Source organism: Mesorhizobium sp. M0848 (genome assembly GCF_040319805.1).
Classification (GTDB): domain Bacteria; phylum Pseudomonadota; class Alphaproteobacteria; order Rhizobiales; family Rhizobiaceae; genus Mesorhizobium.
This window is the reverse complement of the sequence record NZ_JAMYOM010000027.1, coordinates 25,721-42,812: the sequence shown is the minus strand read 5'-3', so window position 1 is coordinate 42,812 and position 17,092 is coordinate 25,721. Positions and strand designations below refer to the sequence as shown.

The window sequence follows — 17,092 nt, the reverse complement described above, 5'->3', positions numbered from 1 at the left end:
GCCGGAGCATCTAAGGTTGCGGCCGAGCGCCGCGACGCGAGAACCGCCCCGACCTTGGTCTGGTCCGACCTAGACCAAGAACCCGTCGACGAGGTCGCTTCGGAACCGCTGCTCGTCGACGATGACGATTTGTCCACGTCCGAGCTGGACATAACCTTGGGCCTCCAAGCGGTTGAGTTCCTTTGTCACCGCCTCCCGGTGCGAGCCGACCCTTGCGGCGATCTCGTAGTGGGTCGGCGCAGGGCTGATGATTGCGCTCGCTCCGGCGTGCTGGCCGTCGACCGCCAAGCGCGCCAGCTCGACGTGCATGCGATTGTGCGCGCTGAGCACGATCCGCTGTAGCAACCCGTCCGACAACGCCCGAGACTTCGCCGTGAGTAACTTCAGCAGTTCCAGCGCCAGCACGAAATGTTCCCGCATCAGCAACAGTAGGTCGGCCGAACCAAGGCGCGCGACGATCGTGTCTTCGAGCGCCCACACGTCTGCCGCCCGGGGCATGCCGTCGATGGCCGCGAATTCGCCAAAAAGCCCGCCGCTGCCTATTTCGGAATAGATCAACTCTCGGCCGTTCCGCGAGTAGTTCTTCACCTGGGCTCGCCCCTCTAGAATAAAGAACAAGTCTTTAGTATCGTCCTTCGCCGACAGTATTTGCGTACCTTTGGGTACGCGGCACACGACGCACTTCGAAACTACCGCCTGCAACTCGCTGTCCGCGAGTTGAGCGAGTAACGCGACACGCCTGAAGAGAGGCGCAGCAGCCACATTTCCACCAAGAATTCGAATATATTATGATCTTCTGATACGAACGGCGCATTGTCAATCGCCTGTCCTGCGACGTGCTGCAACACCAGCCTCGGAGTCTCCCGAGGCTCTCGTCAAATCTGCTGGCTGACACCTGCCAGATCCCAGGCAGTGGACCGGCAACGGCGCGCACTCTTTGTATTTGCCGGTGAACTGTGTAAGCCCCTGCGGATACTGAAGAACGTTCGACGCGTGGCGGCGGCAAATGAAAAACTGGCGTGCCGCCGGAACTAGGCTGCGGAATAGCGGAAGCGCGGACCCGCAAAAAATCCGGATTGCGGTCCTGCTGTAAGCTGCTGGGCTAGCAGGTCGCGTGCCACCCCGGCGAAGTCCTGCATGGTCTCGACGGCGGTGTCTACCTTGTCTGGCTCGCCCGAGAACCCCATTTGCAGCTCGTCCAGCATTCTTGAATAGAGTCGGTCGCACTCGTTCGAAAGCTGCACCGCCTGGGCGTCCGAAATGTCAATCGCGACGAGCTGCGGGTTGTCGACCATCTTGATCACATCGGCATCGTCGTCGATCACCAGCGGCTGGGCCGGATCGAAGCCGACCTTCAGCGGGGACCCTGGATTACCAACCAGCTTCATGCCCTTTTCGAGTTCCTGGAACCGATAATAGTGTGCGATGTCCTGCTGGAGGTCAAAAGGCGACTGTGGTGTGCCCTCACCCTGCTCTACGATCGTTTCGATGGCGCGCAGCGCCGTTTCGACATTGCTGACGACGAACTCCTCGCTGGCGTCGAACCGACCGGTCGTCACCTGCCGGGCCGGATCTCCGGTAAAGATGGCATCCGTCTGACGGACGATCTCGTGGCGAATCGCCGCGTAGAATTCACCGATTGTGCGTGGTCCGCTCGCCGCATCGGGCGGCAGTGCTCCGAGCACCGGGATATCCAGCGGCAGCTCCGGCTCCTCGATCTGCATGAATACGTCACGGACAAGTGCACGCGAGTAGCGCTTCAGGTGAACCTCGACACCACCGGCAATGCCCATCGGAAGCGGGCCGGGATAAATGGGTTGCAGGCCCGGACGATTGATCTCGGGCGTACCGCCGATGGCATTGACGATGTTGCAGGCCAACGACATATGCAGCATCTCCTCCAGGACGATATCCCTGATAAGGCGCCGCGCGTACCGCACCGCGTCCGAGTTTCCGGACAGCGTCAGCAGGGCACACAAATAGGGTGGGATCGTCGAATGCTCGAGCTGAATCGCCTGCTGCAGCGCCGCGCGAAGGCCGGTGAGATCGGTGATCGGCGAAGCCTGTATCCTGAGCATACCAACTCCATCTGGTGAAGCCGGCGGAGGCAATGGCCTGCCGACCCGAAATTCTAGTGGCCTAGCGCCTCTCACGTTTGTGGCTTTTGCCACATCGGAGCTTGAGAAGATTTAGCACAATGGACGCGCCGAACATTCAACTTCATTACTCCCATCGTCGTTGCTGTATTTGTGACGTCAAGCGGTTCTGCGGCAGAAAATTTATCTGGAACAATGTGCGAGGGTGGCAATTGAAGACCGTAGACATTCGCCGAACGACAGATCTCATTTCGTTTGACCCACCCGTGCTGTCGCTGATACTGGCCGACGACGAGGTCGAGGTCGTGGTGTTCCGAAACTTTGACCGGAAAGCCGGGCACTGGATCAAGCCGGTCGGGGGGGCGGACGATCAATGGTTCCCGCAACGGATTCCCCGCTGCCTCGATCCTGACGTGCCACAGGTCAGCTCGCTTCTCAGGATCGCCGGCAGCGATGGTCCGGCCCGGGTTGAGTATACCTGCTCGATGCGCTCTGGACGCGACCCGCAGGAACTCGGCGTCATCGAGATCAATTGGCCATGACGGTCCGGGCCGGAGGCATCGTGGGACAGTCGAGTCCTGGAGTTGACTTCGAGGCGACAACGGCACGACCGAGCCGCCGCCGCTTCTTGATCAGCGCAGCGACCGGCGTTCTCGCACTCGCAGCCCTAACGCTGCGGCGCGGGTTTGTTGCGCCGGCAGCCGCGCAAGAGCCGGCGCTGGGGCCATCCCTACGCAAGATCGGCGAGATCGGCAGTGCCGGCGGTCGCCTGCAAGCGGTGCTGGGCACCAGCAACATCGCGCGGCGCCTTCCCGGCAAGTCCGAAAGCATAGTCCTTCGGCACTTCTGGGGTCGCGACGTTTTGACCGGCGCCATGTGGCCGCCGGCCGACGATCGCGAGGCGATGAATCCTGGCCCCACGCTGCGCGCACGGGTGGGCGATTTCGTCGAGATCAAGTTCTTCAACGCCATCGACGTGTCGGCTTTCGGTGATGACGGCATCGACCGAGGCGAGACCGGCAAAGCTGACGGTTGCGAGGTTACCAAGTCCTTTGGTGGTGACACAATTTACCCCTTATCCAGCGATGTGTTCCCGAACTGCTTCCACGGCTCGAGCACGACGAACATCCACTTCCACGGCTTTCACGTCTCCCCGGACGGGCTGGGCGACAACGTGCTGCTTAAACTTCGTCCCAATCCGCAACTCAAGGAGGACGAGGTCGGTGGCTATTTCGATGCCATCTTCGAGCGCACCCGGCGCGGCGACCCGCCGCGGAACTGGCGAGATCTTCCACTCGATCTCACGGCGCTACAGGAAGAGATGCTTGCTGCTTATGACGACAGCGCAACATGGAAGGGGGAGCCCGGCACGCTGCCGACAGCCAATCGGCTGCTGCCGTTGGTGAAAGAGCAGGTTGCCGCCGGAATGTGGCCGCAGTTCGAGATTGGTGCACATCCGTTTTCGTTCCAGATCACACCGTTTGTCCAACCAGCCATGGCCATGACACATCACAAGGGAGCGACCACGCAGCCACCGGCTGTAGCCGGACAGGCACCTGGCACGCACTGGTATCACACGCATGTGCACGGATCGACGGCGATCAACATGTACCACGGCATGGCCGGTGTGTTCGTGGTCGAAGGTGAAAGTTACGACGACAAACTGCGGGTGCTGCTGCCGGGGCTCGTCGAGCAGGTCATGATCGTCCAGCAATATGCCGAGTTTCCACCCACCATGGTGGAATCGGGCAAAATCCCGTCCCTGATGGTGAACGGCCAGGCGACGCCAACAATCAGCATGCGCCCCGGCGAAGTGCAGTTGTGGCGGCTGGTCAATGGCAGCGTGGACGCGGTGTGCAAGATTACCGATTTCCGGCCGCGTGACGAGACGACGAGCGCTCCACTGCCTGCGTGGAAACAGACAGCGCAAGACGGCGTGCAGTTCGACCCGAAGACATATGCAACCCGGCCGCTCCAGGACACCTTTTACCCGTTGCGAAACTTTGCGCCAGGCAACCGCGTGGACTTGTTGGTGCAGGCGCCTGCGCTGGCCGTTGATGGACAGAGCGCGATATTCGACTTGGAGATCGCTGTCGACAACCAGTCCATTCAGCCATTGCTGACACTGGTGGTGAGCGGCGAGCCCATGGCGATGACGCTTCCGACAGAAGCGTCATTTCCGCCGCGACCAAGTTTTCTCGCCGATCTCCCCGATGACGAGCCGCCGATCGTGCGCACAATCAAATTCTCGGAAACGTCAAAGGGCCCTCTGATCGATGGTCGTGAGTTCTCGGACGGTGGATACGACCACACCATGGTGCTGGGCGATTCCGAGGAGTGGAAGTTGGTCAACACGACGAATACAGCAGCGCATCCATTCCATATCCACGTCAATCCGTTCCAAGTGATCGAGGTATTCGACCCAGGAATGCCGGAGGAGCATAGGCTCTACATCCCGCCCACACCGCGGCCATGGCAGGACACCGTCGCAATTCCGCGGAAGAAGAACGGCGTCACGGCGCCGGGCTACGTGAAGATCCGGCACAGGTTCGATGATTTCACCGGATCGTTCGTTCTGCACTGCCACATCCTTGAGCATGAGGATCGGGGCATGATGCAGCTGGTGCGAGTTATCCCGAAGGCGTCATTGACGCGTCATCATTGAACACAAGCCACTCATGAAAAGGAGATCCTGAGATGCGTTACGTTTCGACCCTGACCGCCGCCATCTTCGGCCTGACGTTGCCTATCGTAACATTGTTCGGTGCCCCGGCGTTCGCCCAGGCCGCCGACCCGCTTGTGCTGCATCCCGGCGACACTCTTTCCTGGCAACCAACGGGTATCCACCGCGCGATGTTTGGCGATCCCGGCGACCCAAACGAAACAGACAACCCGGGAAACGTGCCGTTTGCACAAGTGCTCAAACTACTCGATTTCGACAAGGATTTTCCCTGTGTGGGCACCGAGGCTGTCTGCGATACCGAGCCGAAGCCGAAATTCACCGCTACTGTCCGGCAAGACCTCGACCTCGCTGCGCTCGGCCCCAAGGCCGCCTTCGACTTCTCATGCGGCGCGCACAACTTCATGGACACCAAGATGTTCACTGTGGTTGCCGGCGTGTCCGGTGCCCCGGTACGCAACATAGTGCTGATCACCAAGGGACTCGCCTGGTTCATCAAGGATCCGGCCGGCGACATCCCGATCAACAGGTAAGCGTGCATTGGCGCCGATGTGTCAGACGGGAGGCGTCGCGGGCGCGGTTGTGCCGGCGGCAAGGTCGGACCGGAAAGAAGGAATTCAAGCCATGTCAACCTCAGCTATCGTGGGCACCTGGACCTACCGGAGTTTCCACAACAATCCGGACCCGGTGAACGGTGACCCTCAGAAGGCGCTCGACCTCTTTTTTGCAGAGGCAGAGTTCCGCTTCGATGCGATCTCGGAGACTGAATTTAAGGGGGTCATCGATTGGGGCAGCGGCGGGCTCGATTTGACCGGCATCATCAAACCGGGCGGCGCTGACACTCCGGTCGCATTCGCGATTGTCGGCATCGGACGCTCACGCAGTCAGACCGATGGTTGGGAATACGACTATAATGGATGCCTTGCCTACAAATGGCCTTCCGGGACCAAGCAAGTGCCATCGCTGGTTGGTTCCCTGATCCGAGCCAAGCCGCACAATGGCGCGCCCGCAGGCTACACGGCGTCATTCATTGCGGTGAGGAAACCTTGATTGAGACCGCGTTGAAATTCAACTGTGACAGAACCAAAAGAGGGCAAAATGGCTGGCAAGCGTGAGGACGCCTGGAAACTAGGAGCAGGTTGGAACGACACCTTCCTCTGGTATGCCAAGGCCATCATTGAATTGAAGACGCGCGACGTAACCGACCGGACGAGTTGGCGGTACCTTGCAGCGATGCATCAGTTCGATCGCGACATGTGGATCGGGCTGGGAATCATCGACAAAAATGCGGCGCTTCCTCCAGCCAGTGACACCTTAATCGCCTGGAACCAGTGCCAACATTCGTCCTACTATTTCCTCCCTTGGCACCGCGGCTATCTCGCGCGCTTCGAGGACATCATCGCGGCGACCATCGTCGCGCTTGGCGGGCCAGTTGGCTGGAAACTGCCCTATTGGAATTATCTTGACGCGACAAATCCGAATGCGCGCAAGATACCGGAGGCCTTCCTTCTCAAGTACCTTCCCGATGGCGTCACACGAAACCCGCTTGAAGACCTTCCGCGCTACGGTCAGACGGTTATTGGCCCAGAGCCGGGCTTCGGCATTCCTGACATCGATCTGTCGGCAATGAAGGAAACTGATTTCACCGGGACAGTCAGCTTCGGAGGCAGCAAGACGCTGTTCTCCAATCCAGAAGCTGGCGTGCGGGGGCAGCTTGAGAACGCGCCGCATGGTTCGGTTCATGTCCTTGTCGGTGGGGCGCTTCCGGTCAATCCGGGCGACGGCTTCCTCTCGGCATTCGAAACGGCCGGCCTCGACCCATTGTTCTGGCTCCATCACTGCAACATTGATCGACTCTGGGCCGCGTGGATGACCGCGCCCGGAGTCAAGATGGAGAGTGGAAAGCAATGGCTTGATGGTCCATCCGACCGCGCCTTTGCCGTTCCGACGGTCGACGGCTCAGGATTGGAAAACTATGCGGCGCGAGATACTCTTGCAGGTGGCAAGTTCTACCCTGAATATGACGATTTGCATTTGGGTACCGGTGTTCCGGCCCCGTCAGCAGGCGGCGCTATCAGAGTTGCGCAAGGACCAACGAGCATGGCTGAACCTATTGTCATCGGCGCCAACGGCCAGAAGGTATCTATTGGCGATGCTCCAGTCGAAACGGCCGTGACAATCGCATCCAAGGAGGGCTCGGCGGTCATCGTGGCCATGGGTCCCAACGCACCTGAGAGGCCGGCGCCCGCTCGCCTTTTTCTCAAGCTTGAGAATATCCGCGGCGCAAGCATTGCGGGCGGCATTCAAGCCTATATCAACCCCCCGGCTGGCGCTGGAGCGGATCTGCCCCAGGATCGCGTCGCAGGAAGCGCGGCCCTATTCGGACTGGCTAGCGCTTCAAAAGTCGACGGGCAGCATGGCGGCAACGGCATAACGCTTATCTTCGATATCTCCGATCTGGCGCGACGCCTGATCGAGCAGAAGGACTTCGATCCCAAGCATCTGCGTGTGAAGATCGTGTCGGTGCATTCTGGCGGTGACGCCAATCCGGTCACAATCGATCGCGTCAGCGTGCTTCGAGACTGAGAAGGCGGTGGCTCTCTGTCGATGCCGTGAGGAGTGGACCCGTGCGATTTGTGTTGCTGGGTGGCCTGCTCAGCCCCCCTTTTAGAGGACCCATGCTGACAGCAGCGGCCGGTATGGCGGCGTCATCGACGTTGAATTTCCATGCCGATCTTCCGTCGCTCTGCGGCACCACGGCAGCTGACCCAACATTTGAGGCCGTCGTCGGCAGCTTGCGTTTCATAATTGCTACCAATCCGCTGTCGTCACTGGTGTTGGCCTGGCTGGCCATGCTTGCGGCGATGATGACGCCGCTTATCGCGTTGCCCTTGTCGCATGTCCGCGCATCAAGCCTCGCTACACGGCGATGGCGCGCCTCCGCAGCCTTTATTCTCGGCTATTTTGGGGTGTTGGTCCTCGCTGGCATTCCTCTCCTGGCTCTCGCGTTCACAATCCGGTTGCTGGCGGACAGTGCCTTGACCGCATTCATCGCAGCGACCGTGCTCGCGCTGGTCTGGAGCGCAAGTCCTTTCCACCAGGCAGCGCAGAACCGGGCGCATCGGCTGCGACGGATCGGCGTTTTTGGGCTCACAGCCGATCGCGATTGTATTGCCTTCGGTTCCGGCCTGGGCAAATGGTGCTTGGCCAGTTGCTGGCCTTGGATGCTGGTGCCCATGTTTGTTTCGAGCAGCCATATCCCCGTGATGATCGCGGTTTTGGCAATCGTGATGGGCGAGCGGATTCGAGGCCCGGGCCCCTTGGACTGGCGCGTGCCCATCATCAGAGCGACGCAGCTCGCCTGGATGCACGAGCGTTTCCACTTTTTCTCGCAATCGCAAAAGCGCTCTGTCTTTTTGGCTTCACGCAATTCCGGACGGAGAACCGCAACGCACTTGTCCTGCAATATTTGAGGGCCACCAAGTCGCAAGGTTGGGGTGCCTGACGGCGTATATGCGGTTTGAAGAGCGGACCGATCACATCGCGTGCCGCCTCAGGCAGAATCTGGGTGTAGGGTGCAGAGGAGATTCGAGCAGTGTGGCAGTATCTGCCATCTGGCATGAGTTAGCCTCGGTAGAGCACACCCACCTTGTCGACAAGCTTGGACGACAGCGAGATCGTGCGAGATGAACAGCATTGCAACGGAATGCTGTTTTTTCAACGATTGGAACAGCTCAACGATGCGCGACTGGACACACACGTCGAGTGCCGACAGGATTTCGGCGCAGATCAGAAGCTTCGGGTTGACCAGCAAGGCCCGCGCGATGGCTATGCGTTGGCGCTCGCCGCCTGAAAGCTGTTCAGCCAGATTTGTCAGATAGGTGGGACGGATTCTGGGATTGGACGAACTTGCATGTGAAATATTGACGTCTGTCTTGCAACTTTCCTTGTTACTCCTCATTTGTAAGTGGAAAAATGGAGGCAAGGCTATGACCAAGGTTATCCAAGTCGATCCCTGCGGCTAACGTTCTCCCCAGGGAGGACCGCAGTTGAGGTAGTTTACCTAATGCAGCCCCTGTTTGCATTTGTCGACCTGCGCGGGTGAAATCTCGCCGGACGAGTTCCAACCCTTTACGGCAAAGCAATAGAAGAACTCGACGTTCGCAGGAAGGTCGAGATCGCTACAGTTTATCTGCCTACCGTCAGTCGCGAACGTACAGCGGGCTGCACGTTCGCGGTCAGGCGCGCCGTTAATGAGTACACCCTCTCTAAACGTGCCGGAAACGGGAACGAGCGATACACCCGCTGGCAACAATATCTGTATGCGGAGGTTCCGTATTTCGCGCGCTGCAAACACGGTGGCTCCCCCGGGCGGCACATCGTACTCATTGGCGAACTCGGCCGAAAAGTAGGCACGACGATCGCGAGCGGGCACGTGAAACGCTGTGTACTTGCGGTCCTCAATGCCATCCGCCGTTTTTACGGTTTCCGAGCTTTCCTGTCCGTCAAGATTGGTGAGTTGTTCACCGACAAAGCTGATCACTTCTGGCCGTCGATCGGTGGCCGCCTTGAAAACGAAATCCTTGAGGTCGTAATTGAAGGCATACGAGAAGGTGATCTCGTTTACATACCGCAAAGGTCCGACGACACGGCCGGAGTTTGCGTAGTTGTAGATGCGAACGACGTCCACGTAGCAGCGTCGAACCGCACATGAGGCTTCCGACCTCAGGACAAAGTATGAAGCCGCTACGGCGGCAACGGCGGCGATCAATAGCACCCCTCTGTGGGCAGACATCCACAGCAGGGCTTTGACATAGGGTCTGGGCTCAACATGTGCTGGTGATCTGGTTCGAGGGGACGACAACAGGAGGGGAAGCCAATATTCGCGGCAGAAATCCACCTCCATAAAGCCACTGTGCGTAAGGTCATGATAAGAATCCTCGACCATCGGATCGCCGGCGCCGACTACGCCGGAGGCGCCAAAGTTCCTGGATAGCAGTTCGGCCAAGGCCGGAAACGGATCTCGAGCGCCGCAAAAGTTCAGGACTTCTCCACTGATCTGTTTCGAGTCATTAGTCAGTTGCCGCCAGAACGAAGTCGCGCGCGGAAACACAGCGCCACAGAGGATCACGTTGTGAAGCTGCAAGTCACGATTCTCTGTGAGGGCTTTCAAAAGAAGCCAAGTCCCAAAGCTGTGAGCGATTACACTCACCCTATAATTGGTCTGGAGCGCACGCAGATCGCTCTCCACCAGTCTCAGCGGCTTGTGGTAGAAAAAGTTCTTGAAGATGAACATGAAGAGGTCAAAGCGCAGGTAATTGCGGTATCCGACTTTGAAACCCGTCTCTTGGGCCACAATTTCGCTAACGCGAGACATCCAAAAAGCATTCGTCCTGATCCCGTGGAGCGAATACACGTAATCGGGTTTGTCGTTTTGATCTGCAGGCCGTCGGTCAGATCGCGAGGGGCTCATGTCTCACTCACGTGCGAACTCCCTTGCCTTGGTCAACCTGCTATCCCACGAGCCTGTTTCTTGAACGCTGGGCGCTTGGAAGTTCAGCCAAGCAGCTAGCGCTCCAAAGCGATCCATGGTCTGACATTTTTTATCGAGCGGCAATAGTCGTGACGGTAAGGTTTCGGTTGGATTCTAGGTTAGTCGTGCTCGGGTCGTGCGCGGCGTCGCCAGCAGCAGGCTCGTTTCGCTGGCCGTTATGCCCGCTACGAGCCGGATGCGGCGCAACACCGCGTCGAAATCCGTCAGCGATGCGGTCCCGAGTTCGACCACCAGATCCCAGCGGCCATTGGTGGTATGGATGGTCGAGACTTCGGGAAAGCCGCCCAGCGACCGGATCACGCGGTCTTGTGCACCCGGTGCGCTTTGCTGTAGCGAGGCTGCTGACGTAGATCGGGGCTACGGCAACTGAAGAGCAAATGAAGGGTTGGCCCAAATGCCTGAAGATCTTATCAACTCCGACGCGGACTTGCTGGAGATGACAGCTGACATCGTTTCCGCCTATGTCAGCAACAACCCGGTTCCAGTCGCAGAACTCGCCCGGGTAATTGCCGATACCTATGGAGCGATCAGCAAGCTGCAGGGAGCACTCCCACCCAAAGCGGAAGAGAAGCCTACACCCGCAGTCCCGATCAAGAAATCGGTGACGCCCGATTTCATCATCTGCCTGGAAGACGGCAAGAAGTTCAAATCGCTCAAGCGGCACTTAGGCACCCACTACGATCTGACGCCAGATGCGTACCGCGCGAAATGGGGCCTGCCCTCCGATTATCCGATGGTTGCGCCGAACTATGCTGCGGCGCGATCGGCGATGGCGAAGGCGATCGGCCTGGGACGGAAGGCCGTAGCGCCTGAGCCTGAAGCGGCGCCAGCGAAGCGCCGCAAGATCGGCATCAAGACCAGCTGACATCGGGGCTATTTTGCTCAAAAGGCCCGCGTTCTGTTGCAGGGGCGCGGGCTGATCGTTTTCTGATAGGATGAACCCTTACCTCCTGTTCAAAGGCAGCCGCTGTCGAGGACGCCACCCCAAAAGGGATGGTCAACCTCTCGCAGGCGGCATCAGGGAAAACGCGGCGATAATCGCCTCGAGCGACACATTCAGTGTGTTGGAAAAGGTCCTGCCCTTCTGCCAAATCGCAACATAGTGATAGAGCGCGGACGGTTCGACCGGTTTTATTCCCAAGTGAAACGCCGCGTATTCACGTGCAATGATCTCATTGGTTATCGAAATGCCCAGGCCAGCGGAGACGTATCCGGCTTCGTGACCGTTGCAATCGAATTCCACCAGGATGTCCGGCTCAACGCCGGCGAAGCGCAACGCATTGAAGTTCATCTGGTGGGCGGCGAACTGGGGATCGATATCGACGATCGTTTCGCCTGCCAGGTCTTGCGCCTCGATACAGCTCTGTTTTGAAAAGCGGTGGTCGGGATGAAAGATGCATACGTTTCGTGCCGACCCAAGCGGCGCCCATTCGAACAGGTGTGGATCCAGCGGCAATCTCGAGATTCCGAGATCCGCCCGACCAGCCAGGATGTGCTCGCCGATCTGCTCGTAGCTTCCCGAAATCGACCGCACATTCGAAGCGGTCTGTGAGCGGATAATCGCCACGACCTTGGGCAAGGTCACGAAACCGAAAACAGATGGCGCGGCAATAGCAATCCGCTGCTTTTCCTCATTCTTCATAGCGAAGATCGACGCTTCCAGGCGATCCAGCGACGTCAGGGCAAGTTCTACGTTTCGCAGAAGTTCCCAGGCTTCCTGCAAGGGGACGATGCGGTTGGCTGATCTTTTGAAGAGTGTGATGCCGAGCGTGGTCTCGAGTTGCTTCACATGTTGACTGACGGCCGGCTGGCTTATCCCGAGCGCAACCGCTGCTCGCCTTGTCGATCCGGCCCGCAAGACTTCCCGGAAGACCTTCAGTTGACTCAGGAGGCGCCGGATCTGCTGCGGCTCCTTCGACCAGGAGTTTTCGAGCGCCTCCCAGACCTGCTCCTGACGGGCGTGATCGTCGGTCACGGTAAAGGCCATGAGATGCTCGAGTTGCATTCCCTCCTGCTCGTAGACCTCGTGCAGCTTGGGCGAAACTTTTGCGAGCCGCAGGCGCTGCTGGACAAAGCTAGCGGACACGAAGAAGCGTGCCGCAATCTCCTCATGACTGGCGCCCTGATCGTGCAAGGTCTGGAAGGCCCGGAACATATCCAGGGGATGTAAATCTTCGCGCTGAAAATTCTCGGCCAGCGAGTCCTCCTCGATCGGGACCGCGCTGTGGGCGTCGCTGACGACGCAGGGAACTAGCTCGGTCTTAATCATGCGCTTCTGCTTGACCAGCAGTTCCAGCGCGCGATAGCGGCGCCCGCCAGCCGGCACCTCAAACATGCCGGTCTCGTTACCCTCGCCATCCAATACTGGCCGGACGTTAAGGCTCTGGAGCAGGCCGCGCCGTGCGATCGATGCTGCGAGGTCCTCTATCGTTTCCCCGCGCTTGATGCGTCGGACATTGGACTGGCTCAGCATCAACTTGTTGAAGGGGATGTCACGTGAAACGTTGAGGGTGATCTTCTGCTTGGGCGTAGCCATTGGATTATCTCCGCGACAGGGCGACCGAGACTCTCTCGACCTCCAAACCCGTCAAAAGAGACGGGCGCAGCCCTCTCACTCTGAGGACTGCGCCGCACACCGAAGATCAAGAGGGGGACTGGGCCGCAGACACGACTTTGCCCTCGTGAGGAGGGTCATGCGGCCCTCTTGTCGATCTCGGGCTGGCCGGCCTCGACCATGGCGTCGGTTTCCGGAAGGTGGGTGAGCAGCCAGTCGGCGGCCTTGCTCGCCTGGCTGGCGGCCCGCACGATGGCGCGGTTGTCGTCGCGGAGCACCTCGAGCCAAGAGCCGAGATAGTCGGCATGGCGCACCGTCGGCACGATGCCGAGCGAGGCGCAGCAGAAGGCCGCGTTCATCTCTGCGACCAGTTCCTCGAACGCATATTTCTTGGTGCCGAACGAACCGCCGAGATCCCGGCCGACCCGCGAGGCATGACCGGTGGCGTGCCCCATCTCGTGCAGCGCCGTGCGGTGCCAATTGATAGGCTCGAAATAGGCGGCCGGCGGCGGCACCCGCACATAGTCCTGTGCCGGATCATAAAACGCCCGGTCGCCACCGATGCGGAAGGCGATGCCGGTCGCCTTGATGAGGGCCTCCACCTGGGGCTCGATCTGGCCGGGCGGCGGCGGTGGCGCGGCGACCGCTACGTCCCTCGGCAAACCCTCGCACTGGGCGGCATTGAAGACGGTGTAGCGCTTGAGGAACGGGATGGCCGCCGCTTCCTCGCCGGTCTCCACGGCGCGCTTCTTTTCGTCGTCGGGGACAAAACGATCAGCATAGACGATGGTCGTGCCGTGCTCGCCCTTCATGACGTTGCCGCCGAGCGACAGAGCCTGCCGGAAGGTGATCCAGCCCTGGCTTGGAAAGCCGTGCTCGACCACGGCGCCCCAGAGTAGGAGCACGTTGATGCCGGTGTAGGCTCGGCCCGTGGCGGCATTTTTCGGCATGGCCAGCGGCGCCTTCGCTGCCGCGGTGCCCCAGGGCTGAACCCAGGGGAAGCGGCCTGCTTCCAGTTCGGCGATGATCTTACTGGTGATATCGTCATAAAGGTTCGTCCGGTCCGCGCCGGCGCCATCGTTGCGGTGATGTCTGGACATCGCGGTTCTCCGCGACGGGCGCCGGAGGCCTCTCCTCCAACTCTCAACCCGTCACGGCAAACCGGTCCGTACTCTCACTCTAGACGGCGTTGCCGGGCCTCCCGCAGAAGGGGGGACGCTCTCGAATTTGGGGCAACGGCGGTCCGCGCCAAATCGGCAAATGTCGCTAGCCATCTAGTATGGTTATTGCTACCGGACTGCGTGGCGGATGCGGTCGGTAAGCGTTTGTTCGACGTCGAAATAGCCCTCCCAGGCCTCGGGCAGCTGAGCCCGCGCGGCAGCGGCGATAACATCGAAACCGTTGGCGCTTTCGCAGGTGGGCAACTCCTCCCATCTGACGGGCACCGCACACGACGCCCCGGCGCGTGCCCGAGTCGACCAAGGACAGATTGCAGTTGAGCCCTGGCCGTTGCGCAGGTAATCGAGAAACATTCGGCCCTTTCGCTTCGCCTTGCTCATGTTGGCGACGAAGCGCGACGGATCTGTACGGGCCAGTAGTTCGGCGAAGTCTTGGCAGAAGCCCTTGACCTCGTCCCAGTCTGCCTCTGGGACGAGCGGCACGACCACATGAACGCCCTTGCCGCCGGACAGCAACGGCCACGACTGCAGTTCAAGCGCCTCCAGAATGCCCCGAATGTCGAGGGCTGCCTGCTTGACGGCAGTGAAGCCAAGGCCCTCGTCGGGGTCGATGTCGAAGATCATGCGATGCGGCAGATCCGGCTGCTGGCGCAGGCTTCCCCAGATGTGGAATTCGAGCACGTTCATCTGGACGCCTGCGATCAGCCCAGCCAGGTCATCGACCCACAAGATGCGGCTTTCCTTCCCGGACATCTTCTCCAACTGGCCGTCATGGATGGCCTTGGGCATGCCGGGCAGTCTGTGCTTCTGAAAGAAGGTCTGCTGCAGGTCGCCATCGGTATCGCGCACCAGCGACAGCGGCCGATCCTGGATGTGCGGCAGCATCTTCTCGGCGACCACGGCGTAGTAGGCGGCGAGCGTGGCCTTGGTCACCTTGGTCCCGGGATACATGACCTTGTCTGGATGCGTCAGCTTGACGCCGACAGCAGCGGCGATCTCCTTGCCGATTCCGGGATCGAGATTGGCGGAGCCAAGAGTTGCCGGCGTCTTCGGCATCTCCATTACCACTTGGTCGGCTCGCTTATCTTCGCGCATGCCCTCAAAGCTTGGATGTCGCAAGCTGCCGTCCGGTGTCACTTCGGCATAGGTGACTTCGGCAACTAGCTCGGGCTTCACCCATCGGGCACGGCGGGCAATGTCTCTCGGAACGGAAACGAAAGCCGGTTTCTCAACACGGCGTTTCTCGAGCTTCGCGAGGATGTCCTTGCGCATCGCCGCGGTGAACCCCGTGCCGACGCGGCCGCGATAGATGAGCTTGCCATTCTCGTAAGTGCCGAGGATCAACGATGCCATGCCGCGTCCTGTGTCACTTGGGCGGTAGCCGCCGACGACGAATTCCTGTCTCTTCGTGCACTTGATCTTGAGCCAACTCCGGCTGCGGTCGCCGACGTAGGAGCTGTCGGCGCGCTTGGCGATGACGCCTTCGTGGCCGCCCTCGCACATGGCGTCGAACACCCTTCTGCCCTGGTCGACGATGTGGCTGGAAAATTGCAGGCTGTCGTCAGGGCGGCGCGCGCCCAGCAGGGACTCAAGTCGCGCCTTGCGCTCGAGGAGCGGCTGGGTCGACAGATCTTCACCATCCAATTCAAGCAGATCGAAGGCGTAGAACTTGAGGGGCATACCCGCGGCGATGCCGGTTTTCAGCATGGAGAAGTTCGAGCGGCCCTGGCTGTCGATGGCGACGATCTCACCATCGATCAGCACCGCGCCTTTGGTCAGTCTCTGAAGCGGCGGTAGGATGACCTTGAACTGTCGGGTCCAGTCGTGGCCATTGCGGGTATAGACAACGACGTTCGAGCCGGAGATGGCGACTTGGGCACGATAGCCGTCGAACTTCATCTCGAAAAGCCAATCCCCGCCGACCGGTATGTGGTCTGTCAGCGTGCATAGCTGGAAGGGACGAAACCGCGGGAGCCGATTTGTAGGGACAGATTCTGAGTCTCTGGGCCGTGTGCGCCTTTTACTGAGGGTGCCGTCTACAGCCGACATGCGGAACTCGGATACTTAGTCCGATTCAATACCCTGCCTCGGATTCGGTTCCATGCCCACCCGTCCCCGCGCCGGCGACCGTCGGCGCCCAAAGGAAGGACGGCGTATAAAACGCAGTCCTGCGCGCGTCCGCAACAGCGGACAATTGCCGGGCGTAGGACGGAGGAAATTCGCCCCCGCCGCTGGCGGTGAACAGGACAGCCGTAGGAGCGTCAGCATAGCGCCGGCCGCAGGACGGGACGCGGGACCGACTGTCCCCGTTCGCGGTGGTCCGCGTATTTTGCGCCGAAGCCACCGGCGGAGGTCGCGCGGAGGTCCGGCTCTCGACAGCTGACCGAGATCGGATGTCCAAACCCGAGCCGAGATGCCTAGACGAAATCGATGAGGTCTTGCATCTTCACCCCTCAATTGCGTGGCAGCTTGTGAATTTCCAACCTGACAGGCCCTCCCCTGTCACAACTTGTGCAGAATAGCGCTCGCTCTACTGAACTGAACAGAGCGCCTTTGCCATAGCGTTTGATGAGGCCGGCAGGCTTTACCGTTGCATGGTGCGAACAGGATCTGCACCAGGCCCGCAACACATGCCACTCGCGAAGATCTCCAAGAGCAACATCGAGGCCGGCGTGAACGCTGCCGTCGATAATCGTCTGTGGCGGGATTGTCACCTCGCCGGGTGTCAGGATTTTCTCCATCACATGCCGACTGTTGTAGTGGATCAGCAACATCCCCGGGCGGCGCCGGATGGCGGCTTGCCAGGCTGCCTGACTCACCGTTGAATCGGGAGAACGCGAAATGGTTTCTGACAAACCCTGCTCCTCGCGATCCCAGACCTCGATCCGAAAATTGTCTTCCGCTGTTTTTGCCATAGCTTCGCCGGCCAGCGCGATTGACGCCGAGCCCATGGTCCTTTGCTGTTCCAGATCACGCTGAAATAAGGAACATATTCCTCCTTCGTCAAGGGCATGCTTGACTTTGTGTTCT

The 17,092-nt window shown here is 59.8% G+C and carries 14 protein-coding genes and 3 pseudogenes; 7 read left to right on the top strand and 10 right to left on the bottom strand.

Features of this window, described 5'->3' with window-relative positions; genetic code table 11:
- Window positions 1-69: 69 nt before the first annotated feature.
- A complete protein-coding gene (locus NKH95_RS26805; RefSeq protein ID WP_352893811.1) occupies window positions 70-675 on the bottom strand; it encodes a Crp/Fnr family transcriptional regulator in 606 nt (201 codons plus the stop codon).
- A gap of 356 nt (window positions 676-1,031) precedes the next feature.
- Complete coding sequence (locus NKH95_RS26800; RefSeq protein WP_352893754.1) at window positions 1,032-2,078, bottom strand: ferritin-like domain-containing protein; 1,047 nt, start codon at window positions 2,076-2,078, stop codon at window positions 1,032-1,034.
- 119 nt (window positions 2,079-2,197) lie between these two features.
- On the opposite strand from NKH95_RS26800, the gene NKH95_RS26795 reads away from it, so the two are divergent.
- The 6 genes from NKH95_RS26795 to NKH95_RS26770 all read left to right on the top strand — a co-directional run bounded on the left by NKH95_RS26795 (window position 2,198) and on the right by NKH95_RS26770 (window position 8,249).
- Window positions 2,198-2,638 (top strand): hypothetical protein, encoded by a 441-nt coding sequence (locus NKH95_RS26795; RefSeq protein WP_352893753.1) that lies wholly within the window; start codon window positions 2,198-2,200, stop codon window positions 2,636-2,638.
- Window positions 2,635-4,761 carry a multicopper oxidase domain-containing protein gene (locus tag NKH95_RS26790; RefSeq protein WP_352893810.1) on the top strand — a complete coding sequence of 709 codons (2,127 nt, stop codon included), beginning with the start codon at window positions 2,635-2,637 and terminating at the stop codon, window positions 4,759-4,761. Before NKH95_RS26795 ends, NKH95_RS26790 begins: the two co-directional genes overlap by 4 nt.
- Window positions 4,762-4,793: 32 nt before the next feature.
- Complete coding sequence (locus NKH95_RS26785; protein ID WP_352893751.1) at window positions 4,794-5,309, top strand: hypothetical protein; 516 nt, start codon at window positions 4,794-4,796, stop codon at window positions 5,307-5,309.
- A gap of 91 nt (window positions 5,310-5,400) precedes the next feature.
- Window positions 5,401-5,826: a hypothetical protein gene (locus NKH95_RS26780; RefSeq protein WP_352893750.1), complete on the top strand. Its 426-nt coding sequence runs from the start codon at window positions 5,401-5,403 to the stop codon at window positions 5,824-5,826.
- 48 nt (window positions 5,827-5,874) lie between these two features.
- Window positions 5,875-7,362 (top strand): tyrosinase family protein, encoded by a 1,488-nt coding sequence (locus NKH95_RS26775; RefSeq protein WP_352893748.1) that lies wholly within the window; start codon window positions 5,875-5,877, stop codon window positions 7,360-7,362.
- 92 nt (window positions 7,363-7,454) lie between these two features.
- On the top strand, window positions 7,455-8,249 hold the full coding sequence (locus NKH95_RS26770) for a copper chaperone (RefSeq protein WP_352893746.1): 795 nt from the start codon (window positions 7,455-7,457) through the stop codon (window positions 8,247-8,249).
- Between the two features lie 80 nt (window positions 8,250-8,329).
- On the opposite strand, the gene NKH95_RS26765 is transcribed toward NKH95_RS26770, so the two are convergent.
- From NKH95_RS26765 to NKH95_RS26755, 3 genes and pseudogenes are all read right to left on the bottom strand, one after another.
- The gene (locus tag NKH95_RS26765) at window positions 8,330-8,737 is read right to left on the bottom strand and encodes an ATP-binding cassette domain-containing protein (RefSeq protein WP_352893809.1); all 408 of its coding nucleotides are present in this window, start codon (window positions 8,735-8,737) and stop codon (window positions 8,330-8,332) included.
- Between the two features lie 102 nt (window positions 8,738-8,839).
- Entirely contained in the window at window positions 8,840-10,153 is a 1,314-nt protein-coding gene (locus tag NKH95_RS26760; protein ID WP_352893744.1) for an alpha/beta hydrolase family protein, read from the bottom strand.
- Window positions 10,154-10,423: 270 nt separating this feature from the next.
- Window positions 10,424-10,651, bottom strand: a pseudogene (locus NKH95_RS26755) (Lrp/AsnC ligand binding domain-containing protein); the annotation flags it as partial.
- 73 nt (window positions 10,652-10,724) lie between these two features.
- On the opposite strand from NKH95_RS26755, the gene NKH95_RS26750 reads away from it, so the two are divergent.
- Window positions 10,725-11,195, top strand: coding sequence for a Ros/MucR family transcriptional regulator (locus NKH95_RS26750; RefSeq protein WP_352893742.1), 471 nt, complete (start codon window positions 10,725-10,727; stop codon window positions 11,193-11,195).
- A gap of 132 nt (window positions 11,196-11,327) precedes the next feature.
- On the opposite strand, the pseudogene NKH95_RS26745 reads toward NKH95_RS26750, so the two are convergent.
- The 5 genes and pseudogenes from NKH95_RS26745 to NKH95_RS26725 form a co-directional block, all read right to left on the bottom strand.
- Window positions 11,328-11,954: pseudogene (locus NKH95_RS26745) on the bottom strand (LysR family transcriptional regulator substrate-binding protein); the annotation flags it as partial.
- Window positions 11,955-12,113: 159 nt separating this feature from the next.
- A pseudogene (locus tag NKH95_RS26740) lies at window positions 12,114-12,866 on the bottom strand (ParB/RepB/Spo0J family partition protein); the annotation flags it as partial.
- A 155-nt stretch (window positions 12,867-13,021) separates the two neighbouring features.
- On the bottom strand, window positions 13,022-13,984 hold the full coding sequence (locus NKH95_RS26735) for an ArdC family protein (RefSeq protein ID WP_352795330.1): 963 nt from the start codon (window positions 13,982-13,984) through the stop codon (window positions 13,022-13,024).
- 189 nt (window positions 13,985-14,173) lie between these two features.
- Window positions 14,174-16,111 (bottom strand): DNA ligase D, encoded by a 1,938-nt coding sequence (gene ligD / locus NKH95_RS26730; RefSeq protein ID WP_352893740.1) that lies wholly within the window; start codon window positions 16,109-16,111, stop codon window positions 14,174-14,176.
- 404 nt (window positions 16,112-16,515) lie between these two features.
- Window positions 16,516-17,013: a hypothetical protein gene (locus NKH95_RS26725; protein ID WP_352538289.1), complete on the bottom strand. Its 498-nt coding sequence runs from the start codon at window positions 17,011-17,013 to the stop codon at window positions 16,516-16,518.
- Window positions 17,014-17,092 lie beyond the last annotated feature (79 nt).

Coding starts and splice junctions, on each gene's coding strand:
- NKH95_RS26800 (WP_352893754.1), bottom strand. CDS start 2,078: ATGCTCAGGATACAGGCTTCGCCGATCACCGATCTCACCGGCCTTCGC.
- NKH95_RS26795 (WP_352893753.1), top strand. CDS start 2,198: ATGGACGCGCCGAACATTCAACTTCATTACTCCCATCGTCGTTGCTGT.
- NKH95_RS26790 (WP_352893810.1), top strand. CDS start 2,635: ATGACGGTCCGGGCCGGAGGCATCGTGGGACAGTCGAGTCCTGGAGTT.
- NKH95_RS26785 (WP_352893751.1), top strand. CDS start 4,794: ATGCGTTACGTTTCGACCCTGACCGCCGCCATCTTCGGCCTGACGTTG.
- NKH95_RS26780 (WP_352893750.1), top strand. CDS start 5,401: ATGTCAACCTCAGCTATCGTGGGCACCTGGACCTACCGGAGTTTCCAC.
- NKH95_RS26775 (WP_352893748.1), top strand. CDS start 5,875: ATGGCTGGCAAGCGTGAGGACGCCTGGAAACTAGGAGCAGGTTGGAAC.
- NKH95_RS26770 (WP_352893746.1), top strand. CDS start 7,455: ATGCTGACAGCAGCGGCCGGTATGGCGGCGTCATCGACGTTGAATTTC.
- NKH95_RS26765 (WP_352893809.1), bottom strand. CDS start 8,737: ATGAGGAGTAACAAGGAAAGTTGCAAGACAGACGTCAATATTTCACAT.
- NKH95_RS26760 (WP_352893744.1), bottom strand. CDS start 10,153: ATGTCTCGCGTTAGCGAAATTGTGGCCCAAGAGACGGGTTTCAAAGTC.
- NKH95_RS26750 (WP_352893742.1), top strand. CDS start 10,725: ATGCCTGAAGATCTTATCAACTCCGACGCGGACTTGCTGGAGATGACA.
- NKH95_RS26735 (WP_352795330.1), bottom strand. CDS start 13,984: ATGTCCAGACATCACCGCAACGATGGCGCCGGCGCGGACCGGACGAAC.
- ligD (WP_352893740.1), bottom strand. CDS start 16,111: ATGTCGGCTGTAGACGGCACCCTCAGTAAAAGGCGCACACGGCCCAGA.
- NKH95_RS26725 (WP_352538289.1), bottom strand. CDS start 17,013: ATGGGCTCGGCGTCAATCGCGCTGGCCGGCGAAGCTATGGCAAAAACA.